Below are 18,249 nucleotides of genomic sequence, written 5' to 3'. Positions count from 1 at the left end.
GGTGAGCAGCCAGTTAATAGGGTTAGGTGATAATTCATTTAGAGTTGGCGTGTATGTAGCAAAAGCCCCACCTATGCCTTACTTTGAAGCACTTGCGCAGTTAGAGCCTGTGGCTAGTGGGCAAATAAATAGCATAAATCAGCACTGTGGCAATGGCTGGCGAAAAGTCTTTAATGTGTACGCCAAAGTGTTATTTGCGCTGCCAAGCGAGCATTACTCATTTGCTAAACAAGCAGTAAGCTGGCAAGCATATCGAGATGAGCTGTTGTTACAACAGCATAGCGGGACTGCATTACTATTTAGCACACCGGTGCTTACTGAGAGTAAAAACCAGTTGCACATTATTGCTGGGCGAACTCACGCTAAAAACTTAATACAACAAGGTAAATTAAACGCCCAATTTGATTGGCTTGATGATGAGTTTGCTATAGATAAAAGCCAGAATATTATTGTGTGCCCCTATTTTGATTATAGGCAGCTGAGTAATATTAAAATTGCCCGTTTGAGTGAATTAGTGGCTCAGCTAAGATAAGCCACTTTCTTTTTTGCTACTGTTACACGACGTGAGTTAGTTTTTGTGCGCTATCAACTAGCATTAGTGAGCCCAAAATAAACAGTACACATGCCGATGCACGCCCAAACTTAAGCGACAATGCGGGATTGTTACTAAGGATTTTTCTGGCACTTATCCCTATTAACCAATACACCAACGCACAACCTACTAAATGAATTACACTCAGTACCAGCAATTGTTCAGTGATAGAAAACGATAAAGTTGGCAACACAAACTGTGGTAACAAGGCTAAAAATAACAGCATTACTTTAGGGTTTAAACCACTAATAATAAAACCCTTTCTCATCCACTTTAGAGGGGTGTCTGAGGTGTGTTGTTGGCCATCGTTATAGGCTGCAGGCATAGGAGGAAATCGGTACAGTGATGTAGCAATCCAAATTATGTATAAAGCGCCGAACAAGGTTAACAGCTTTATAAAAATAGCATGCGATGCTAATAGCGCACCTAACCCTACCACCACAATTAAACTGGCCATTAAATGCCCAAGTATTAACCCTGACACCGCAGGAACAATTTTATCGCCTGCTATTCCTGCACTAATTGTATAAGCCCAATCTGCACCAGGGGTGAGAACAAACAAAATTGATACCAGCCAAAAAGAAAAAATAATATTAATATCCATAGCGCTATAACCTAAAATAAGTGAGTAGCTATTTTATTTCTTTCTGATGAGTAAAAGTTACTGTATTTTACTAATATAAGCGTTCATTTTAGGAAATAATCAACTATGGATACCATGGATAGGAAAATTCTTGCCGAATTACAAGTCGATGGCAGACTTACCCTCTCTGAATTGGCTGATCGTGTTGGGCTAAGCGTGTCGCCCTGTCACCGCCGTGTTAAAGAACTTGAGAAAAGCAAAGCAATTGTGGGTTACCGCGCCGAAATATCACCTGAGAAAGTGGGTTTAAACTTTTCTGCGTTAGTATTTATTACTATTAAAGAGGGCGATAAAGTGTCGTTAAGCAAATTAGAGCAAGCAGTGGATGCTATTCCTCAGATCACCAATGCTCAGCGGCTATTCGGTACACCTGATTACCTGTTACATGTCGTTACTAAAGATTTAGCCGCGTTCCAACAACTCTACGATGACAAGCTATCAGCCCTACCAGGTGTACAACGTTTAACCTCAACCATTGTAATGAAAGATATTGTAAGAGCGCGTAATTTGCACTTTTAACAGGTTACGTTTTAACACGAAGTTTAAAAAGTTAAGCCGATGACGCTGTAAAGCCTATTATGAGAGGCTTTACAGTTGTATATAAAAATAAAGTATAAATAAAGCTTGTTATAAACTGTATTGCTGTTATTCTGCTTGCCATCGGGTTGATAGAAAGCCCAGTTTATTTGTAAGTACCACGTTGTTATTAGTAATAATCCTTCGCGATATCCTCAAGTTAAATGTTTGTTTTCTTCCTGTTAAACGCCTATTTTAAGGCAATTTTTTATTTATTTTTTTAGGATATTATTATGTCTAATACAACTACTGGTACTGTAAAATTTTTCAACGAAGCTAAAGGTTTTGGTTTTATTGAGCAAGAGTCTGGCCCAGACGTTTTCGCACATTTCAGCGCAATCTCAGGCGACGGTTTCAAAACTTTAGCTGAAGGCCAAAAAGTACAGTTCAGCGTAACTCAAGGTCAAAAAGGCCCGCAAGCTGAAAACATCGTTTGCATCTAATTTAAAGGGAGTGGGCTTTAAAGCGCACTCACCACGCTAAACTAACGTTAAGCGATAAAGCTAATATCAATACGATATTAGCTTTTTTTTTGCAAAAAATTTATACCACGTACCCACTAAAACCAAGTGCTTTAAAGTACAGTTTTGGAATGCCAAAGCCACATTCATTAAGTAACTCACTAAAACGCATCCGATCAAGCGGGTAAAACTCACGCTCTAAGTTATGTGCCATTTGCGTTTTTCCTGCTTCACTAAGGCCAAGCTCTTTGCATGTATTAAGTTGTGCCTCTCGTTCAAACGGGGTTTCTGGGCGCATTAAATCAGCAATAAATACTGGTGCAGATTTTTTAAGATTATTTTTAATCCCCTTTAATAACTGCTTCTTATCGCCGTTATCTTCAACAAAATGCATCACCAATAAACATAATACCGCGTCGGCTTTAACTTTTAATTTATCTACTGGTTGGCACTCAATGCTGATACGTGCATCAATACCTTGCTCTATAAAGCGTTGCTTAGCAATGGCTAACATGTCGGCCGAGGTATCTTGAGCGGTAAACTGCCATGTAGAATTAAGATTCGCCAGCGCTGCGATTTCTTTACCTGTACCTGCGCCTACCACTAAAATATGGGCGTTATCAGTTAACGTAGCGCTTAGCTGTGCGTTGGTTAGTTGATGTAATAGCTCGTAACCTGGGACTAAACGGGTAATACGGTTATCATACTCTTGTGCTTCTTCGCCTGTAAAAGTGGGCATACTATTTCCTTAAATTACGTTTATGGTGGAGTATCCACCCGGTTTTTTAGCGACATGAATTTGCGTTGCAACGCGTTCGCTCATTTCACTTACATGTGAAATCACACCGACCTTTCTACCTTGCGCTTGCAGTGAATCTAGCGCGTCCATTGCAATACTAAGTGTTTCACTATCTAGTGTACCAAAGCCTTCGTCAACAAATAACGAGTTAATTTGCACTTTGTTTGAAGATAAAGAGGCCAGCCCTAATGCAAGTGCCAACGATACTAAAAACGACTCTCCGCCAGAGAGTGTGTTTACAGAACGTTGTTCATCGGCCATATCGCGGTCAATAATCGCTATATCAAGTGAATCAGCTATTGCTGTGAGTTCGTAACGCTTATTCAGCGTTTTTAAATGGCTATTAGCATAATGTAGCAATATTTTTAGTGTTTGTGTTTGCGCTAAATTACGCATTGTTTTGCCGGTTGCATCACCGAGCACTTTATTAAGTAAATGCCATTGTTCTACTTGTTGTTTAAGCTTGCTTAGCTCAGCCTGTTTGCCCTCAAGAGCTTTTGCATTTTGGTTGTGCTGCTCGATGGCAGTATTAATCGTAAGTAAGTTATTGTGTAATTGTGTTTGCTGCACAGTTAATTGAGTTTGTTGCTCAATTAACTGTGCTTCGCTGTGTGCTGGCTTATTATTTTGCTGATGCTGCTCATTGGCATTTTGCTGTTGTTTTAGCGCGGCATGAGCATCAACTAATGCTTGAGATAACTGCTCGCTATGCTTTAGCTGCTCTTTAATATCGTCATTACTTATAGCCAGTAGCATCTCGATTTGCTGATGGCTAATATCAGCATAAAGCGCGCTAAACTCTTCAAACCAAGCACTATAGCGTGTTTCAAGTGTGGTTAGCTCTTGGCTGTTATCGGCGAAGCGCTGCTCAAGGTTTTTAAGCGTAATAGCGTGCTCATCGCGCTGTTTTACGGCGCTATCGTGTGCCTGTTGACTCTGATTTAATTCACTCTGGCACTGCTCTACTTGTCTATTCAGCTGAGCCTGGTAGTCATCAGCGCTAATCGTTTGGTTATCGAATAACGCTAAGCGCTGTTGCTGGGTATTGTTGTGTTGTTGCTGTGCCTGGGTTAAATCGTCGTTGAGCGTGCTAATTTGCTGCTCAGCTTTAGTAATAAGGGGAGTTAGTTGCTGCAGCTGTAAATTAGCGCTGTCTAATTGCTTTTGAGTTTGCTCAAGTTGTAGTTGCTGATGTTGATACTGCTCTACTTGCTCACCTAGCTCGCTTAGCGTTAACGCGCCGGTTTGCAATGTTTGCCAAAATTGACTGTTTTCAAAATGAGAATTCAGCTCACTTATAAGTGCTTCGCGTTGGCTCAGCAATTCCTGGTGCTTATTATTAAGCATGGTGAGCTGATTGTTCAGTTCAACATGCTGGGTATTTAATTGTTGCTGAGCAGTCTGTTCTTTTTTAACCGTGTTTTGCAGTTGGTTAACCGTTTCTTGCAACTGGTTTTGTTGTTTTTGTGCTGAAAAGTACTGCGCTTTTTGCTCGCTTAATTGTTTATGGGTGTCATCAAGCTGCTCAACGCTCAAGTCATTAAGATCTGTTTTAGCCGCTTGCATGGTGTTTTTAATGTCTAACATTTTGGCTTGGGCATCAGCAATCGCTTGGCTTTGCTGCTTATGCTCTGCGACTAAAACAGCATGCTGCGTTTGATGTTGATGTAGCTGGGTTTGTGCATCTAAGTGCTGCTGCTTAGCGCCAGTATAAGTATTTTCAAAGTCGGTTATTAAGTTATTAAAAGGTTGGCTTTGATTATTTGCAAACGGATGCTCAGTGGCTCCACAAACCGCACATGCCTCATTAGGCAGTAGTTGTGCGCGTAAATGTTCAACATGTTCACTCGCACGCAGCCGTGCTTGATTAAGCGATTGCTCGGCGTGTTTAAGTGCTTGCTCTTTTCTGCTTAATTGCTCACGCAGTGTGATGTTAGTTTGTTCACTCTGAGTTAGCTTTTCTGCTGTAATACTTTGTTGCTGCACTGTGTGCTTTAGTTCTTGATTAAATTGCTTATAACGCGCTCGTTGCTCTTTTAAATAATCAATATTTTTAAGCTGATTATCACACTGCTCAATATTGAATTGCTCTTGGTGTTGGGTGAGCTTATTTAGATTTTGTTGTTCAGTGCTTAGTGCGTGCTCTGCATGTTCTAACTGTTTATTTTGCTCGTTGAGCTTGGTAGCGAGAGTGCTTAGCTGCAAAGTAATAGTTTGCTTTTGTTGCTCGAGTGTTTTTAATTGCGTTGTGGTATTAAAAAACTGCTTAAAGCTGTGATTAAAATAGTTCCAATCAGTGGCCAATGGCTTTAGTTGATTGTTTTCTTGTAACCACTGCTGATGGTGAGTGCTTTGTGTTGTTGCCTGCTCCACGCTGAGATTATTTTGTTGTAGCTGCTGTTGTAACTCGTTTAATTGTTGCTGCTCTTTGGCTCTTTGTTGTATCAGGCTTGTTATACTTTGCGTAAAAATAGCTAATTGACTGTCGAGCTCACGTGCTTTTGTTATGACTGGTTCAGCTGTTTGTTGTTGTTGTTTTGCTGTTGCTAATTCGCTTTGTTGTTTTTTAACCTTACTTGCTTGTTCATTAATAAGCGCGGCATGATCCAGCGCGTTTAATTCCTTTATTTGCGAATTTAACTGGCTGTTTTGCACCGTTAAGCTTTTAAAGCGTTGGCGATTATCTTTAATTTCAAGCGCACTTTGTGCTTGTTTTGCTTGCTCAGTTTGTGCTTTAACCGCATTTAGTGCATCACTTGCTTGTTGCTCGTTTTGTTGAGCCTCTGTTAATGCTTGCTCTAAACTGTGTGCTTGTTTATACCAATTAACACCCTGCTCTGTGCTGGCCAACGTTGTTTTTATGTGTTCAGTTTGTTTTTTAAGTTCATCAAGAGTGTGCTTTTTCTCACTTAGCTCTTCATCAGACAATAACGCATAACTGGCTAAGCTAGCTGTTAGTAATTCAAATTTATCTTTAACTGCTTTATTGCGCTCAAATATACGTTGGCCAATTCGACTAAATTTATCGGTGCCAGTAAGGCACTCTAAAAGTTGTGCGCGCTCATCGCCGGTGGCTTTTAAAAAGGCGGCAAACTCATGTTGTGCTAGTAGCACTGCACGGGAGAATTGCTCAAAAGTGAGGCCTATTTTATTTTCAATGGCTTTTATGGTGGTACTTTTGTCGGCAATTAAGCTTTCATCCGGTAAGCTATGCAAAGTATGCTCTGCCACTTTTAGTTTGCCGGTTACTTTTTTATGCGTGCGTTGAATACTGTAGCGTGCTCTATAAAGTTGCTGATCTTGCCCGCTAAAGTCCACTTCCGCATAGCCTTCCCATTTCCCACGGCGCAATAAATTGCGGGCATCGTTAAGCTTTATGTTGTCGCCGTTAAAATCAATTAGGTTACCTTTGTCGCCTTTCAAACGAGCAGTTTTCGTATAAAGCGCTAAACAAATGGCATCAAGTACGGTACTTTTTCCCGCGCCGGTGTCACCTGTAATAGCAAATAAACCTGCGTCTTTGAGTGGGGATGCTAAAAAGTCGATTTCGGCATCAGCAATGGAGGCTAAGTTATGAATACGCACGGCGGTTATTTTCATAGTAGCTGCTCCTGTTCAAGTTCATCAATAACGTCGGTTAATAGTGCTTTTAATTCACTGGGAACAGTTTCGCCAGCCATATCTTTGTCGTTATTAAAGGCTTGTTCGAGCAAATTAATTGGGTTGAGCATTTCCACAAAGCTTAAATCCTCAAATACCGTTTCTGAAGAATTATTCACTTGCTGATCGCGTACCCGTTCTATACCACAAAAGTTAACCTGCTTGCCTTTTAGTGCTTGTTCAATTTGTTCACGAAAAGTGGTATCGATATCACTGGATTTTAGCTTTACTCGTAAATATGGCGCTATTTCGTATTGTTGTGTATCGAGTGCTTTTATTTGCTCGCATAGCTTGGCTAAAGGGACGCACTCCCCCTCGGGTAATACAATTACTTCAGCGAGCCTAGGAATGTAAAGGGGGTTTACAGTGGTGCTTAGCGGTTGGTCTTTTTGTACGTTAAACTCAACCACGTTGACTTGATGGGTATATTTCCTTTCTGAAAACGACATTGGAATAGGTGTACCGCTGTAGCGAATGTGCTCATTTTTAGCCACTAACTGCGCTTTGTGTAAATGCCCTAGCGCTACGTAATTGGCTTTTGAACCAAATACCGACGCCGAAATGGCTTCTTCACCGCCAATGACTAAGTTACGCTCAGAATCACCAGAAATATTTCCACCTTTGGCATGCAAGTGACCCATAACAATTAAAGGCGTACTTTCATTGGTAAGCGTTAATGCATGTTCAAGTGCCAGTTGGTAAGCTTTAGCAACGCCTTGTGCGTAACTAGGGCCATTCTCGCTCTGGCTAAGCGTACTTATATCGCTGGTTCGTAAAAACGGCATAGCGATTACTACAGCGTGTTTGTCGTTATTATTAATTGTTATTACCACGTCATTTGGATTGGCGGGATCAAACCGGCCTACAACATGGGTATCAAACTGGGCTAATAAGGGCTGAGCAGCCAAAATACGATTAGCAGAGTCATGATTGCCGGCAATTATGACCACATGTAATTGTGGGCACTGTGCTTTGGCATTTTTTATAAATTGATAGAGTTGGTTTTCGGCGCTAGCACTGGGGGTGGCAGTATGATAAATATCGCCCGCAACAAGCAATAAATCGATTTGTTGGCTAACGAGGGTGGTTAATAACCAAGAGAAAAAAGCATGATGTTCATGACGGCGATCATGTTCATAAAATTGCTGACCTAAGTGCCAGTCTGAAGTGTGAAGAACTTTCATTTTGCGCTCTTAAAAAACCATAAGAGCGCCAATATACCCAAGGCAATTAAAGATGCAAGTATCGCTTTAGGTTAAAGTATACCAAGCAATAAAAATAACCGGCAAAGCTGCGAGCGCAATTGTTAAAGGCCACTTTAATGCCTTCGCTTTTTTGGCCTGTAATACTGCTAGTGCGTTTGTTTCATTACAAGCAGCTACTTTATCAATATACAGGTAGCCTGAGTTAATATACTGCTTACAACTTTGCACGTCTGCTGGTATTGCAATTAGTTTTTGCTGCTTTTTTAGGACATAAAAATCCATAAACTCACCACACTTAATACGACTAGTTAGAACAAAAAATATTTGAGAGAAACACTAAAAAAGTACCCTCAAATTAAAAAAGTGGGCGATTCTAATTACAAACCATAGTAAAGATCAACCTAAAACTGCGTTTTTTAGTATTTTTAATGAAAATAGCTGTGTTTTTTCATTTTATCTCTACTTTTAGTGATACTCAGCCTATTTTGTAAACCCCCTTTACAGCTTAGTTTTTTATGTAAATTGCTAAACAATTTAGTTAAATGTTGTTGTGTAAAACAGTGTTTTTTATATTTACATAAAGGTGTGGAATATCACCCTATAAAAGTAGGGTTTTATCGCTATTTTATTGAAGCTTAGCTGTAAATTTGTCACAGTAGCGTCACTAAAATCGATCAGGATTAACAATGAAGAAAAATTTATTTACATTGAGTGCGTTTGTATTGCCTTTGGCAATGGCGAGCTCTGTGATGGCCTCATCTGTTGAACAGACTAAAGGCAGTTATGTTGATAAGTTTCGTCAACTAGATGAAGCTTTGCCTACCCCTAATGTTTACCGCAGTGCCGCAGGTGCACCGGCAGAAAATTACTGGCAACAACGCGTTGATTACGATATTGATGTAAAGCTTGATGAGCAAAAGCGTCGTTTAACGGGGAGTCAAACAATTGAATATAAAAATAACTCACCGCATACGCTTAAATATTTATGGCTACAGCTTGATCAAAACATTTTTAAAAATGACTCGATTGCAGAAACCACGCAAACTTTTAAAAGTACCCTACAAAACGAACCTGATGCCAAGCCTGCTAAATTAAGCTTAGGTGATTTACGTCGTCAGCAGTTTATGAACGACAACGAGCTGGGTTACACCATTAGCAATGTTAAAGATGAAGATGGTAAAGCGCTGCGTGTAACAGTTGTTGATACTCTAATGCGTATAGATTTAAACACGCCACTTAAACCGGGTAAAGATGTTGAGTTTAGCATGGACTTCGCGTTTAACTTGGTTGAAGAAGATGCGGTAGGTGCACGTGCAGGTTATGAACACTTTGAAGAAGACGGTAACGATATTTTCCTAGTGGCACAGTGGTTCCCTCGTTTAGCAGCGTATACTGATTACGAAGCATGGACCAACAAACCATTTCTAGGTAGCGGTGAATTCACCTTGGAATTTGGCGACTACGACGTTGAAATTACGGTTCCTGCAGATCATATTGTATCGGCAACCGGTAAGCTTGATAACCCTAGCTCAGTTTTAACCAGTACTCAGCGCAAGCGTTTAAAAAAAGCTGAAACAGCAAAACGTCCTGTATTTGTAGTTACTGAAGAAGAAGCGCTCGAAAACGAAAAAGCCGGTACAGACAAAACAAAAACGTGGCATTTTAAAGCTGAAAACGTTCGTGATTTTGCATGGGCGTCGTCACGTAAATTTATGTGGGATGCTAAAGGTTACCAACAAGGGGGGAATGAGCAACCACTGGTTATGGCTATGTCGTTTTTCCCTAAAGAAGGTGGCGATTTATGGAAGAAATATTCAACTGAATCTGTGGTACATACCATGGAAGTATATTCAAAATACTCATTTGATTACCCGTACCCAACTGCACAGTCAGTCAATGGTCCTGTAGGGGGTATGGAATACCCAATGATCACTTTTAATGGTCCACGTACAGATTTACAAGACGATGGCACGCGTACTTATTCTCAAGCAGAAAAGCGCTTTTTAATCGGGGTTGTTATCCACGAAGTGGGGCATATTTATTTCCCTATGATTGTAAACTCAGATGAGCGTCAGTGGACCTGGATGGATGAAGGTTTAAATAGCTTTTTAGATGGTGTTGCTGGGCGTGAATGGGATCCAACCATTCCTTGGGGTGTTGAGCCACGTGATATTGTGGCGTACATGAAGTCTGAAACTCAAGTGCCAATTATGACGCAATCAGACAGTGTGCTTCGTTTAGGGCCTAATGCCTATACTAAACCAGCCGCGGCATTAAATATTTTACGTGAAGTTATTTTAGGTCGTGAATTATTTGATTTTGCGTTTAAAGAATATGCTCAGCGCTGGAAATATAAGCGCCCTACTCCAGCTGATTTTTTCCGTACTATGGAAGAAGCGTCAGGTGTTGATTTAGATTGGTTCTGGCGTGGTTGGTTTTACACAACAGACCATGTTGATATCTCGCTTGATAAAGTATATCAATTACGGTTAGACACAAAAAACCCTGATATCGACTTTAATCGTTTACGTGATATTGAAGCGAATAAGCCAAGTTCATTATTTGTTGAGCGTAATCGAGCCGAAGGTAAAAAAACCTGGGTTGAGAAAAATCCAGATGTAACCGATTTTTATGACGAAAACGATCGCTTTACGGTTACTAATAAAGAGCGTAATTCGTACAACAAATTTTTAAAAGGCTTAAAACCGTGGGAGCGTAAAACACTCGATCGCGCATTAGAAGAAGACAAAAACTACTATGTTATGGAGTTTTCAAATCTAGGCGGCCTAGTGATGCCGATTCTTTTAGAGCTAACTTATGAAGATGGCACTAAAGAAGAGCGTTACATTCCTGCAGAAATTTGGCGTCGTAACCACAAAAACGTACAAAAACTGATTATTACCGACAAAAACAAACCGCTCACCTCAGTAACCGTTGATCCGGGTTGGGAAACGGCAGATGTGAATGTAGAAAATAATCACTACCCACGTCGTATTATTCCTTCGCGTATTGAAGTCTACAAACGTGAAAAGAGTAAAGCAAAAGTAAGCCGCGATATCATGCAGGATATTAAAACTGAGCTGAAAAAAGACGAAAAAAATAACGAAGAGGACCAATAATAATGCGATTTTTGCTTATTATTGTTTGCTTTTTAATTGCTGCGCCGAGTATGGCGCATCAATTAAAATCATCCGTTACCACGGTGTTATTTAATCAACGAACTCACAATATTGAATTAATGCATCGCTTTTACTTACATGACACAGAGCATGCTGTTGGCAGTTTATTTCAAGGCAAAGTGGATATCATCAATAACAAGCGTGACCAAAAACGCTTTGCTAAATATGTTGAATCTCATGTTGCTTTGCAAACCTTAACGGGTGAGCCGCTCACACTTAATTATGTGGGTGCACAAGTTGATGGTAAGTTCTTTTGGGTTTACCAAGAAGCGACGATCCCCGATGAGATTGAAGGTGTTAAGATGAGTAATGGCGCATTGCGCGATTTATGGCCTGCGCAAGTCAATATGGTAAATGTTGAAGGGCGAGGAAAAGTAAAAACGTTAAACTTTAGTCAAGACGATACGTGGCTTGAAGCACGATTTGAAACTAACTAACCCACTGTGCACCTTTATAAGGTGCGCACTTTTTTGCTGTATAAATTAGCCGATCGCATTAATTTACTTCATCGTAAAACCAATATAACAGTTGTTATTCAAACCCAAACTATTGTGTTATCAAATGAGCTATACTAAGAGGGCAATGGACTGAACTCTTTGTAATTGTCTATTGATATACTTTTTATATAAAGCAAATCCAGCAAAATGAGCTAATAACTTAGCGCAAGGAATGAAATGAAAACGCAAATTGAGGCAATCAAAGGTGTTATTTTTGATTTAGACGGAACCTTAGTATCATCAGAATTAAATTTTTCATTGATTAAAGCCCAAGTAGGTTGCCCTGCAGAACTAGACCTACTCGAATATATAGAGCAATTGCCCTCACCCTACATGCGTGAAGAAGCGATGAATATAGTGCATCAGCATGAGCTACTTGATGCGCAAACGGCGACCCTTTTACCCGGCGTTGTTGAAGCTGTTAACGCTCTGCGAGCAAAGAATATTCCTATGGCTATTGTGACTCGTAATTTTGATAAAGCGGCCACACTAAAGTTGCAACACAACCCATTGCCAATAGAAACGGTACTCACTCGAACTGAAGCGCCAGCCAAACCCGATCCGAGTGCTTTATTAATGATCGCAAGGCAGTGGTCCATGCCCGTTGATAACGTTATTTACGTTGGTGATTATTTATATGATATACAAGCGGCCCATAATGCAAAAATGCGAGCCTGTTTATATGCTCCCGATGTAACCCCTGCGTATGCCGAGCAAGCCGACTTTGTGATTCATGCTTTTGATGAATTAGTGTCGTTAGTTGAAAGTTACGCTGAAAAGATTGGGGTCTGTTGACCTTTCAAGGTTGAATTTGCAGCAGTCTGTTTGGTATTTAGGCAAGGCAGAGCCTATGTGGTGTGGTTACTCCCCATAAATAGGCGATAACGCAGCAGCAATGCCAAACAGGCGCTGCCCGAAGGGTTCTGCCTAGGGGCAATTAACTCTTTGTTGCCTACATGGATGTAGGTAAGGGGCGTGAGCAGGACGCGGAAGCTTTGCTCGGTTTTGACTTAGCCCACTAGGTTACAAACCTCGCGCCGCGATTAAATTGCCCCTAGTTTGAACAAATAGCAATCCGCAAAGGTTAACAGACCCTAATTATGTTAAATTGCACTGTATTTCATTTCGCTAATAGCATAACGGGTATTATTTAAATTAATACCCCGCTGCTTTTGCACAGCATAACATGTTGAACCACTAGCCCAATACGCTTTGAATTGGTAAAATATCAAAAACAGAACGTATTCAATAGAGGCACAAGATGGGCAGAGCATTTGAAGTCCGCAAAAGTTCGATGGCTAAAACCGCCAACGCAAAAACTAAAGTAAATTCAAAGTACGGTAAAGAAATTTACGTTGCAGCCAAAAGTGGTGAACCCGACCCCGATGTAAATCAAACATTGCGCCGCTTAATTGAAAAAGCCAAAAAAGACCAAGTTCCTGCGCACGTAATCGAAAAAGCAATTGAAAAAGCAGCCGGCGGGGCAGGGGAAGATTACTCAACTGCACGGTACGAAGGCTACGGCCCGGGTAATTGCATGGTGATTGTTGACTGTTTAACCGATAACCCTAATCGTACTATTAAAGACGTGCGCTTACCGTTTACTAAAACAGATTCAAAAATCGGCACACCTGGGTGTGTAGCACATATGTTTGATCACCTTGCTGTTTTGGGGTTTGCAGGTGACGACGATGAAGTCGTGTTAGAAGCGCTGATGATGGCTGACGTTGATGTGACTGATGTAGAAGCCGAAGATGGCAAGGTGTCGGTATTTGCACCGCATACTGAGTACTTTAAAGCTAAAACGGCATTAGAAGAAGCATTTGAAGGCATTAACTTTGAAGTTGATGAAATTACCTTTGTACCACAAGTACATGTTGAAATTACTGATGAAGAAGTCATTGCCAATTTTGATAAATTTATCAATATGCTTGAAGATTGCGATGACGTACAAAATGTTTATCACAACGCGACCATTAAAAATTAATTCGTAGTTTGAACTAGGCGAATTTTAGCTATTTTGCCGCTTAATAAAACAAAAAGCGCGTTTTGTGTAGGCAAAACGCGCTTTTTTAGTGTTAAATAAATGTCAGCTATTTAGCTATTTAGCTATTTAGCTATTTAGCTATTTAGCTATTCAGCTATTCAGCTAGGTTATGGTGCTGTGCTTTATATTTTAAGCGGTAGTTATGCAGTAGCGGCTCAGTATAACCGCTAGGTTGGCTAACGCCTTCAAATACTAGTGCCAAAGCCGCTTGGTAGGCAATGCTATTAGCCAGTGTTTGCTCATTAGTTGCCATGGGAATGTAAAGGCTGTCATGTTCATTTTGGCCATCAACAACCTTAGCCATTTTTGCCATCACTTTTTGTACTTGCTCATTACTGCACACGCCATGATGCAGCCAGTTGGCAATATGCTGGCTTGAGATACGTAGAGTAGCTCTATCTTCCATTAAGCCAATATGGTTAATGTCAGGCACTTTAGAACAGCCTATTCCTTGATCAATCCAACGTACAACGTAACCTAAAATACCTTGCGCGTTATTTTCAAGCTCACTTTGAATATCTTCTTTTGACAGCGTTTCTGGGTTTGCCATTAGCGGGGGTGTTAATAAGCTTTCTAGGCTTGCTATTTGGCGCGTGGCAATGCTTTGCTGCAGGCTAAATACATCTACATCATGGTAATGCATTGCGTGTAATGTGGCGGCGGTAGGGGAGGGCACCCAAGCGGTATTTGCGCCAGATTGAGGATGCGCTATTTTTTGCTCCATCATCATCGCCATTTTATCGGGCATTGCCCACATACCTTTACCAATTTGCGCTTTATGGCTTAAGCCACAAGCTAGGCCAATATCAACGTTACGATCTTCATAAGCGCTGATCCAAGGCTGTGCTTTAATAGCCGCTTTAGGCAGTACCACACCCGCTTGCATTGAGGTATGAATTTCATCACCGGTGCGGTCTAAAAAGCCGGTGTTAATAAATACAACACGCTCTTTAGCAGCATGAATACAGGCTTTTAAGTTAGCAGATGTACGACGCTCTTCGTCCATAATACCCATTTTTAGGGTGTTTTTAGGCAAGCTCAGCGCCTCTTCAACCATGCCAAATAAAGTGTTAGCAAATGCTACTTCATCAGGGCCGTGCATTTTTGGTTTTACAATATTAATACTTTGCGCGGTTGAGTTCTGAATGGCATTTTTAGTGTTTAAATCGTGCAGTGCGGCTGTTGCGGTGAACATGGCATCCATAATTCCTTCAAACACATCATTACCACTTACATCGGTAATAGCAGGGTTTGTCATTAAATGCCCAACGTTACGCACAAACATCATACTGCGCCCTTTTAGGGTCAGTTTTTGGCCATCAAGACCTGTGTATTGACGATCGGCTTGTAACGTACGGTCGACCATTTTGTCGCCTTTTCTAAACGTTTCAACCAAGTTGCCCTGCATTAGGCCCAACCAGTTTTTGTACACTTGCACTTTATCTTCGGCATCAACTGCGGCAACTGAGTCTTCACAGTCCATAATGGTGGTCAGCGCAGCTTCAAGTACCACATCTTTTAGCCCAGCTTTATCTGCTTGGCCAATAGGGTGATGGTGGTCTATTTGCAGCTCAACATGTAATCCATTGTTTTTAAGTAAAATAACACTTGGGTTTTGTGCCTCACCTTGATAGCCAACGAGTTGTTCAGGGTTTTTAAGTGTAGTGTGCGAGCTGTCGCGTAATGTAATTGCAAGTGCGCCATCCACGATTGAATAATTAGTACTTTCGATGTGCGAGCCATTTTCAAGGGGTAGCGCCTTATCTAAAAATTGTCTGGCGTAGGCCATTACTTTAAATCCGCGCACTGGGTTGTATTGAGTCCCTTTCTCTGCACCATCTTCCTCACTGAGTACGTCTGTACCGTATAGTGCATCGTATAGTGAACCCCAGCGTGCATTGGCAGCATTTAAAGCAAAGCGGGCATTACTAACTGGAACTACTAACTGTGGCCCTGCAGTCAACGCTATTTCTGGTTCTACATTTTGGGTTTCAATATTAAAGTTTTCAGGTTCATCAACTAAATAACCAATGTCTTTTAAAAAGTCTTGGTACTGGGCTTGATCAACGTTTTTATTAGCAACATGGTAGTCATCAATCTGTTTTTGTAATTGTTCACGTTTAGCGAGCAGTGACTTGTTCAGCGGAGTAAGTGTTTGCACTATGTGGGCAAAGCTTTTCCAAAACTGGTGTTCGTCTAGATTAGTACCTGGTAATAGTTGTTTTTTAACAAATTCAGCTAGTTGCTTATCAACGCTGAGTCCAGAGTGGGTGAGAGTGTGGCTCATAATTAAAATCCTTAAACGGTCCGACAGAGTGCATTTTTTATATGCGTACACTTACCATATCGCAAAAAAGTCGCTTTGAGTGCTTTTTAACCATTCACTATATGTATAGCCGTAATAACAACTATAAATTTACTAAATCTAAAAAATAAGCCTAATGTTTAATTAAGCGCTACAGAGCTAACGCAATGTAGTCACTCTCTCAACAATAAATATTAATACCCGTTCGAAGGACTTTATTATGACAACATATCAAGGTGAAACAGATACACTAGCAACACTATGCCAATCACAAGGCAGTGCATGGAAAACTATTAATCCTGAATACGCAACTCGCATGCGTTTACAAAATCGTTTTCGCTCTGGTGTTGATATTGCACAATTTACTGCTGACATTATGCGTGAAGACATGGCTGCATACGACAAAGACACAAGCCAGTACACACAGTCTTTAGGTTGTTGGCATGGTTTTACTGCGCAACAAATGATGATGGCAATCAAGCGTCATCAAAAAACAACTAAACGCAGTTACGTATACCTAAGTGGTTGGATGGTTGCAGCGCTTCGCTCTGAGTTCGGCCCACTTCCAGATCAAAGTATGCACGAGAAAACATCAGTACCTGCACTTATCGAAGAAATCTACACCTTCTTAAAGCAAGCTGATGCACGTGAACTTGACCATTTATTTAACGAGCTAGACGATGCAAAAGCAAACGGCGGCGACGTTCAAGCCGTGCTTAATAAAATTGATAACTTTGAAACGCATGTTGTGCCAATCATTGCTGATATTGACGCAGGTTTTGGTAACGAAGAAGCGACTTACCTACTTGCTAAAAAGATGATTGAAGCGGGTGCTTGTGCTATCCAAATCGAAAACCAAGTATCAGACGCCAAACAATGTGGTCACCAAGCAGGTAAAGTTACCGTTCCTCATGAAGATTTTTTAGCTAAAATTAATGCAGTACGTTACGCGTTTCTAGAGCTAGGTATTGATAACGGTATTATCGTTGCGCGTACCGATTCTCTAGGTGCAAGCCTAACGCAAAAAGTACCGGTTTCACAAAAACCAGGTGACTTAGCAAGCCAATACAATGCATTTTTAGAAACAACACCGGTAAACAGTGTTGATGATTTAAATGAAGGCGAAACGGCAATGAAGCTTAATGGCCAACTTTGTAAGCCTACACGCCTAGATAACGGTTTATACCAGTTCCGCGAAGGCACTGAGAAAGACCGCGTAGTACTAGATTGTGTTACTAGCTTACAGTCAGGCGCTGATTTACTGTGGATTGAAACAGAAAAACCACATGTAAAACAAATTGCAGAGCTGGTAAATCGCGTTAAAGAACAAGTTCCAGATGCTAAATTAGTATACAACAACTCACCGTCGTTCAACTGGACGCTTAAGTTCCGTGAGCAAGTATACCAAGAGTGGCAAGAAGCAGGTCGTGACCTTAGCGCTTACCCAAGTATTGATGACAATAAAGCGCTTATGGCTCCAGAAATGGATGCAACAGAGCTTGCTGCAGCTGCAGACTTACTGGTACAAAACTTCCAACGCGATGGTGCGCGTGAAGCAGGTATTTTCCATCACCTAATTACATTACCAACGTACCATACAGCAGCATTAAGCACTGATATTCTATCTGAAGGTTACTTCGGTGATTTAGGTATGCTGGCTTATGTACGTGACGTACAACGTCAAGAGATCCGTCGTGAGCAAGCGTCAGTTAAGCATCAAGACCTTGCAGGCTCTAACATTGGCGATACGCACAAAGAGTACTTCTCTGGCGAGAATGCACTTAAAGCCGGTGGTGAAGCTAACACTATGAACCAATTCTAATTCAACTAGATAGTGTTACTTAAGGGCCGCAAGGCCCTTTTTTTATGCCTGCATAAAGGTAAAATTTAATAGATCAGTATTTTACTAGCTAGTTATTCAGGGATGCAATGCAGCTTAAAAGTGTAAATAAATTTAAAGGATGTTTATGCTCGGCTGTGAGGGCTTTATGTTGATTACGCTTTGACACGGGTAAGCACAATAAATTACCCGCTTTTTACCGCATATAGATCAGAGTTTAACTAGGGTCTGTTGACCTTTCAAGGTTAAATTTGCAGCAGTCTGTTTGGTAGTTAGGCAAGGCAGAGCCTATGTGGTGTGGTTCTTCCCCATAAATAGGCGATAACGCAGCATCAATGCCAAACAGGCGTTGCCCAAAGGGTTCTGCCTAGGGGCGATTTACTCTTTGTTGCTCGGTTTTTACTTAGCCCACTAGGTTACAAACCTCGCGCCGCGATTAAACCGC

At 41.0% G+C, this 18,249-nt stretch carries 14 protein-coding genes; 8 read left to right on the top strand and 6 right to left on the bottom strand.

Annotated elements, in window-relative coordinates; translation table 11 throughout:
* Window position 1: 1 nt before the first annotated feature.
* Window positions 2-532, top strand: coding sequence for a DUF6942 family protein (locus tag AN392_RS10105; RefSeq protein WP_010388717.1), 531 nt, complete (start codon window positions 2-4; stop codon window positions 530-532).
* A gap of 22 nt (window positions 533-554) precedes the next feature.
* Here the strand turns inward: AN392_RS10105 and AN392_RS10100 are convergent, their stop codons facing one another.
* Complete coding sequence (locus AN392_RS10100; RefSeq protein WP_055012637.1) at window positions 555-1,196, bottom strand: LysE family translocator; 642 nt, start codon at window positions 1,194-1,196, stop codon at window positions 555-557.
* Window positions 1,197-1,310: 114 nt separating this feature from the next.
* Between AN392_RS10100 and AN392_RS10095 the strand changes: the two genes are divergently transcribed.
* Together AN392_RS10095 and AN392_RS10090 are read left to right on the top strand one after the other, a co-directional pair.
* Complete coding sequence (locus AN392_RS10095) at window positions 1,311-1,754, top strand: Lrp/AsnC family transcriptional regulator (protein WP_235575584.1); 444 nt, start codon at window positions 1,311-1,313, stop codon at window positions 1,752-1,754.
* Between the two features lie 290 nt (window positions 1,755-2,044).
* Window positions 2,045-2,254, top strand: coding sequence for a cold-shock protein (locus AN392_RS10090; protein WP_008110773.1), 210 nt, complete (start codon window positions 2,045-2,047; stop codon window positions 2,252-2,254).
* Between the two features lie 100 nt (window positions 2,255-2,354).
* Here the strand turns inward: AN392_RS10090 and AN392_RS10085 are convergent, their stop codons facing one another.
* From AN392_RS10085 to AN392_RS10070, 4 genes are all read right to left on the bottom strand, one after another.
* On the bottom strand, window positions 2,355-3,011 hold the full coding sequence (locus tag AN392_RS10085; protein WP_055012635.1) for a class I SAM-dependent methyltransferase: 657 nt from the start codon (window positions 3,009-3,011) through the stop codon (window positions 2,355-2,357).
* A gap of 9 nt (window positions 3,012-3,020) precedes the next feature.
* Entirely contained in the window at window positions 3,021-6,671 is a 3,651-nt protein-coding gene (locus tag AN392_RS10080) for an AAA family ATPase (RefSeq protein ID WP_055012634.1), read from the bottom strand.
* The gene (locus AN392_RS10075) at window positions 6,668-7,915 is read right to left on the bottom strand and encodes an exonuclease SbcCD subunit D C-terminal domain-containing protein (protein WP_055012633.1); all 1,248 of its coding nucleotides are present in this window, start codon (window positions 7,913-7,915) and stop codon (window positions 6,668-6,670) included. Before AN392_RS10075 ends, AN392_RS10080 begins: the two co-directional genes overlap by 4 nt.
* A 66-nt stretch (window positions 7,916-7,981) precedes the next feature.
* Complete coding sequence (locus AN392_RS10070) at window positions 7,982-8,218, bottom strand: hypothetical protein (RefSeq protein WP_055012632.1); 237 nt, start codon at window positions 8,216-8,218, stop codon at window positions 7,982-7,984.
* A 404-nt stretch (window positions 8,219-8,622) separates the two neighbouring features.
* On the opposite strand from AN392_RS10070, the gene AN392_RS10065 reads away from it, so the two are divergent.
* From AN392_RS10065 to AN392_RS10050, 4 genes are all read left to right on the top strand, one after another.
* Window positions 8,623-11,055, top strand: coding sequence for a M1 family metallopeptidase (locus AN392_RS10065; protein WP_055012631.1), 2,433 nt, complete (start codon window positions 8,623-8,625; stop codon window positions 11,053-11,055).
* Between the two features lie 2 nt (window positions 11,056-11,057).
* Window positions 11,058-11,552: a DUF6702 family protein gene (locus tag AN392_RS10060; protein WP_010388709.1), complete on the top strand. Its 495-nt coding sequence runs from the start codon at window positions 11,058-11,060 to the stop codon at window positions 11,550-11,552.
* A 237-nt stretch (window positions 11,553-11,789) separates the two neighbouring features.
* Window positions 11,790-12,407: an HAD family hydrolase gene (locus AN392_RS10055; RefSeq protein WP_055012630.1), complete on the top strand. Its 618-nt coding sequence runs from the start codon at window positions 11,790-11,792 to the stop codon at window positions 12,405-12,407.
* A gap of 466 nt (window positions 12,408-12,873) precedes the next feature.
* Entirely contained in the window at window positions 12,874-13,599 is a 726-nt protein-coding gene (locus tag AN392_RS10050; protein ID WP_010388706.1) for a YebC/PmpR family DNA-binding transcriptional regulator, read from the top strand.
* A gap of 154 nt (window positions 13,600-13,753) precedes the next feature.
* Here AN392_RS10050 and AN392_RS10045 read toward each other — a convergent pair whose 3' ends face one another.
* A complete protein-coding gene (locus tag AN392_RS10045) occupies window positions 13,754-15,946 on the bottom strand; it encodes a malate synthase G (RefSeq protein WP_055012629.1) in 2,193 nt (730 codons plus the stop codon).
* A 238-nt stretch (window positions 15,947-16,184) separates the two neighbouring features.
* Between AN392_RS10045 and AN392_RS10040 the strand changes: the two genes are divergently transcribed.
* A complete protein-coding gene (locus tag AN392_RS10040; RefSeq protein WP_010388704.1) occupies window positions 16,185-17,786 on the top strand; it encodes an isocitrate lyase in 1,602 nt (533 codons plus the stop codon).
* The last annotated feature ends 463 nt before the right edge of the window (window positions 17,787-18,249 follow it).

Origin of the sequence: Pseudoalteromonas sp. P1-16-1b (assembly GCF_001401785.1) — a bacterium.
Taxonomy (GTDB): domain Bacteria; phylum Pseudomonadota; class Gammaproteobacteria; order Enterobacterales; family Alteromonadaceae; genus Pseudoalteromonas; species Pseudoalteromonas undina.
The sequence above is the reverse complement of the archived record's forward strand: the minus strand, read 5'-3'. Positions and strand labels throughout refer to the sequence as shown.

Coding starts and splice junctions, on each gene's coding strand:
- AN392_RS10080 (WP_055012634.1), bottom strand. CDS start 6,671: ATGAAAATAACCGCCGTGCGTATTCATAACTTAGCCTCCATTGCTGAT.
- AN392_RS10060 (WP_010388709.1), top strand. CDS start 11,058: ATGCGATTTTTGCTTATTATTGTTTGCTTTTTAATTGCTGCGCCGAGT.
- AN392_RS10090 (WP_008110773.1), top strand. CDS start 2,045: ATGTCTAATACAACTACTGGTACTGTAAAATTTTTCAACGAAGCTAAA.
- AN392_RS10040 (WP_010388704.1), top strand. CDS start 16,185: ATGACAACATATCAAGGTGAAACAGATACACTAGCAACACTATGCCAA.
- AN392_RS10055 (WP_055012630.1), top strand. CDS start 11,790: ATGAAAACGCAAATTGAGGCAATCAAAGGTGTTATTTTTGATTTAGAC.
- AN392_RS10095 (WP_235575584.1), top strand. CDS start 1,311: ATGGATAGGAAAATTCTTGCCGAATTACAAGTCGATGGCAGACTTACC.
- AN392_RS10070 (WP_055012632.1), bottom strand. CDS start 8,218: ATGGATTTTTATGTCCTAAAAAAGCAGCAAAAACTAATTGCAATACCA.
- AN392_RS10100 (WP_055012637.1), bottom strand. CDS start 1,196: ATGGATATTAATATTATTTTTTCTTTTTGGCTGGTATCAATTTTGTTT.
- AN392_RS10075 (WP_055012633.1), bottom strand. CDS start 7,915: ATGAAAGTTCTTCACACTTCAGACTGGCACTTAGGTCAGCAATTTTAT.
- AN392_RS10045 (WP_055012629.1), bottom strand. CDS start 15,946: ATGAGCCACACTCTCACCCACTCTGGACTCAGCGTTGATAAGCAACTA.
- AN392_RS10085 (WP_055012635.1), bottom strand. CDS start 3,011: ATGCCCACTTTTACAGGCGAAGAAGCACAAGAGTATGATAACCGTATT.
- AN392_RS10065 (WP_055012631.1), top strand. CDS start 8,623: ATGAAGAAAAATTTATTTACATTGAGTGCGTTTGTATTGCCTTTGGCA.
- AN392_RS10050 (WP_010388706.1), top strand. CDS start 12,874: ATGGGCAGAGCATTTGAAGTCCGCAAAAGTTCGATGGCTAAAACCGCC.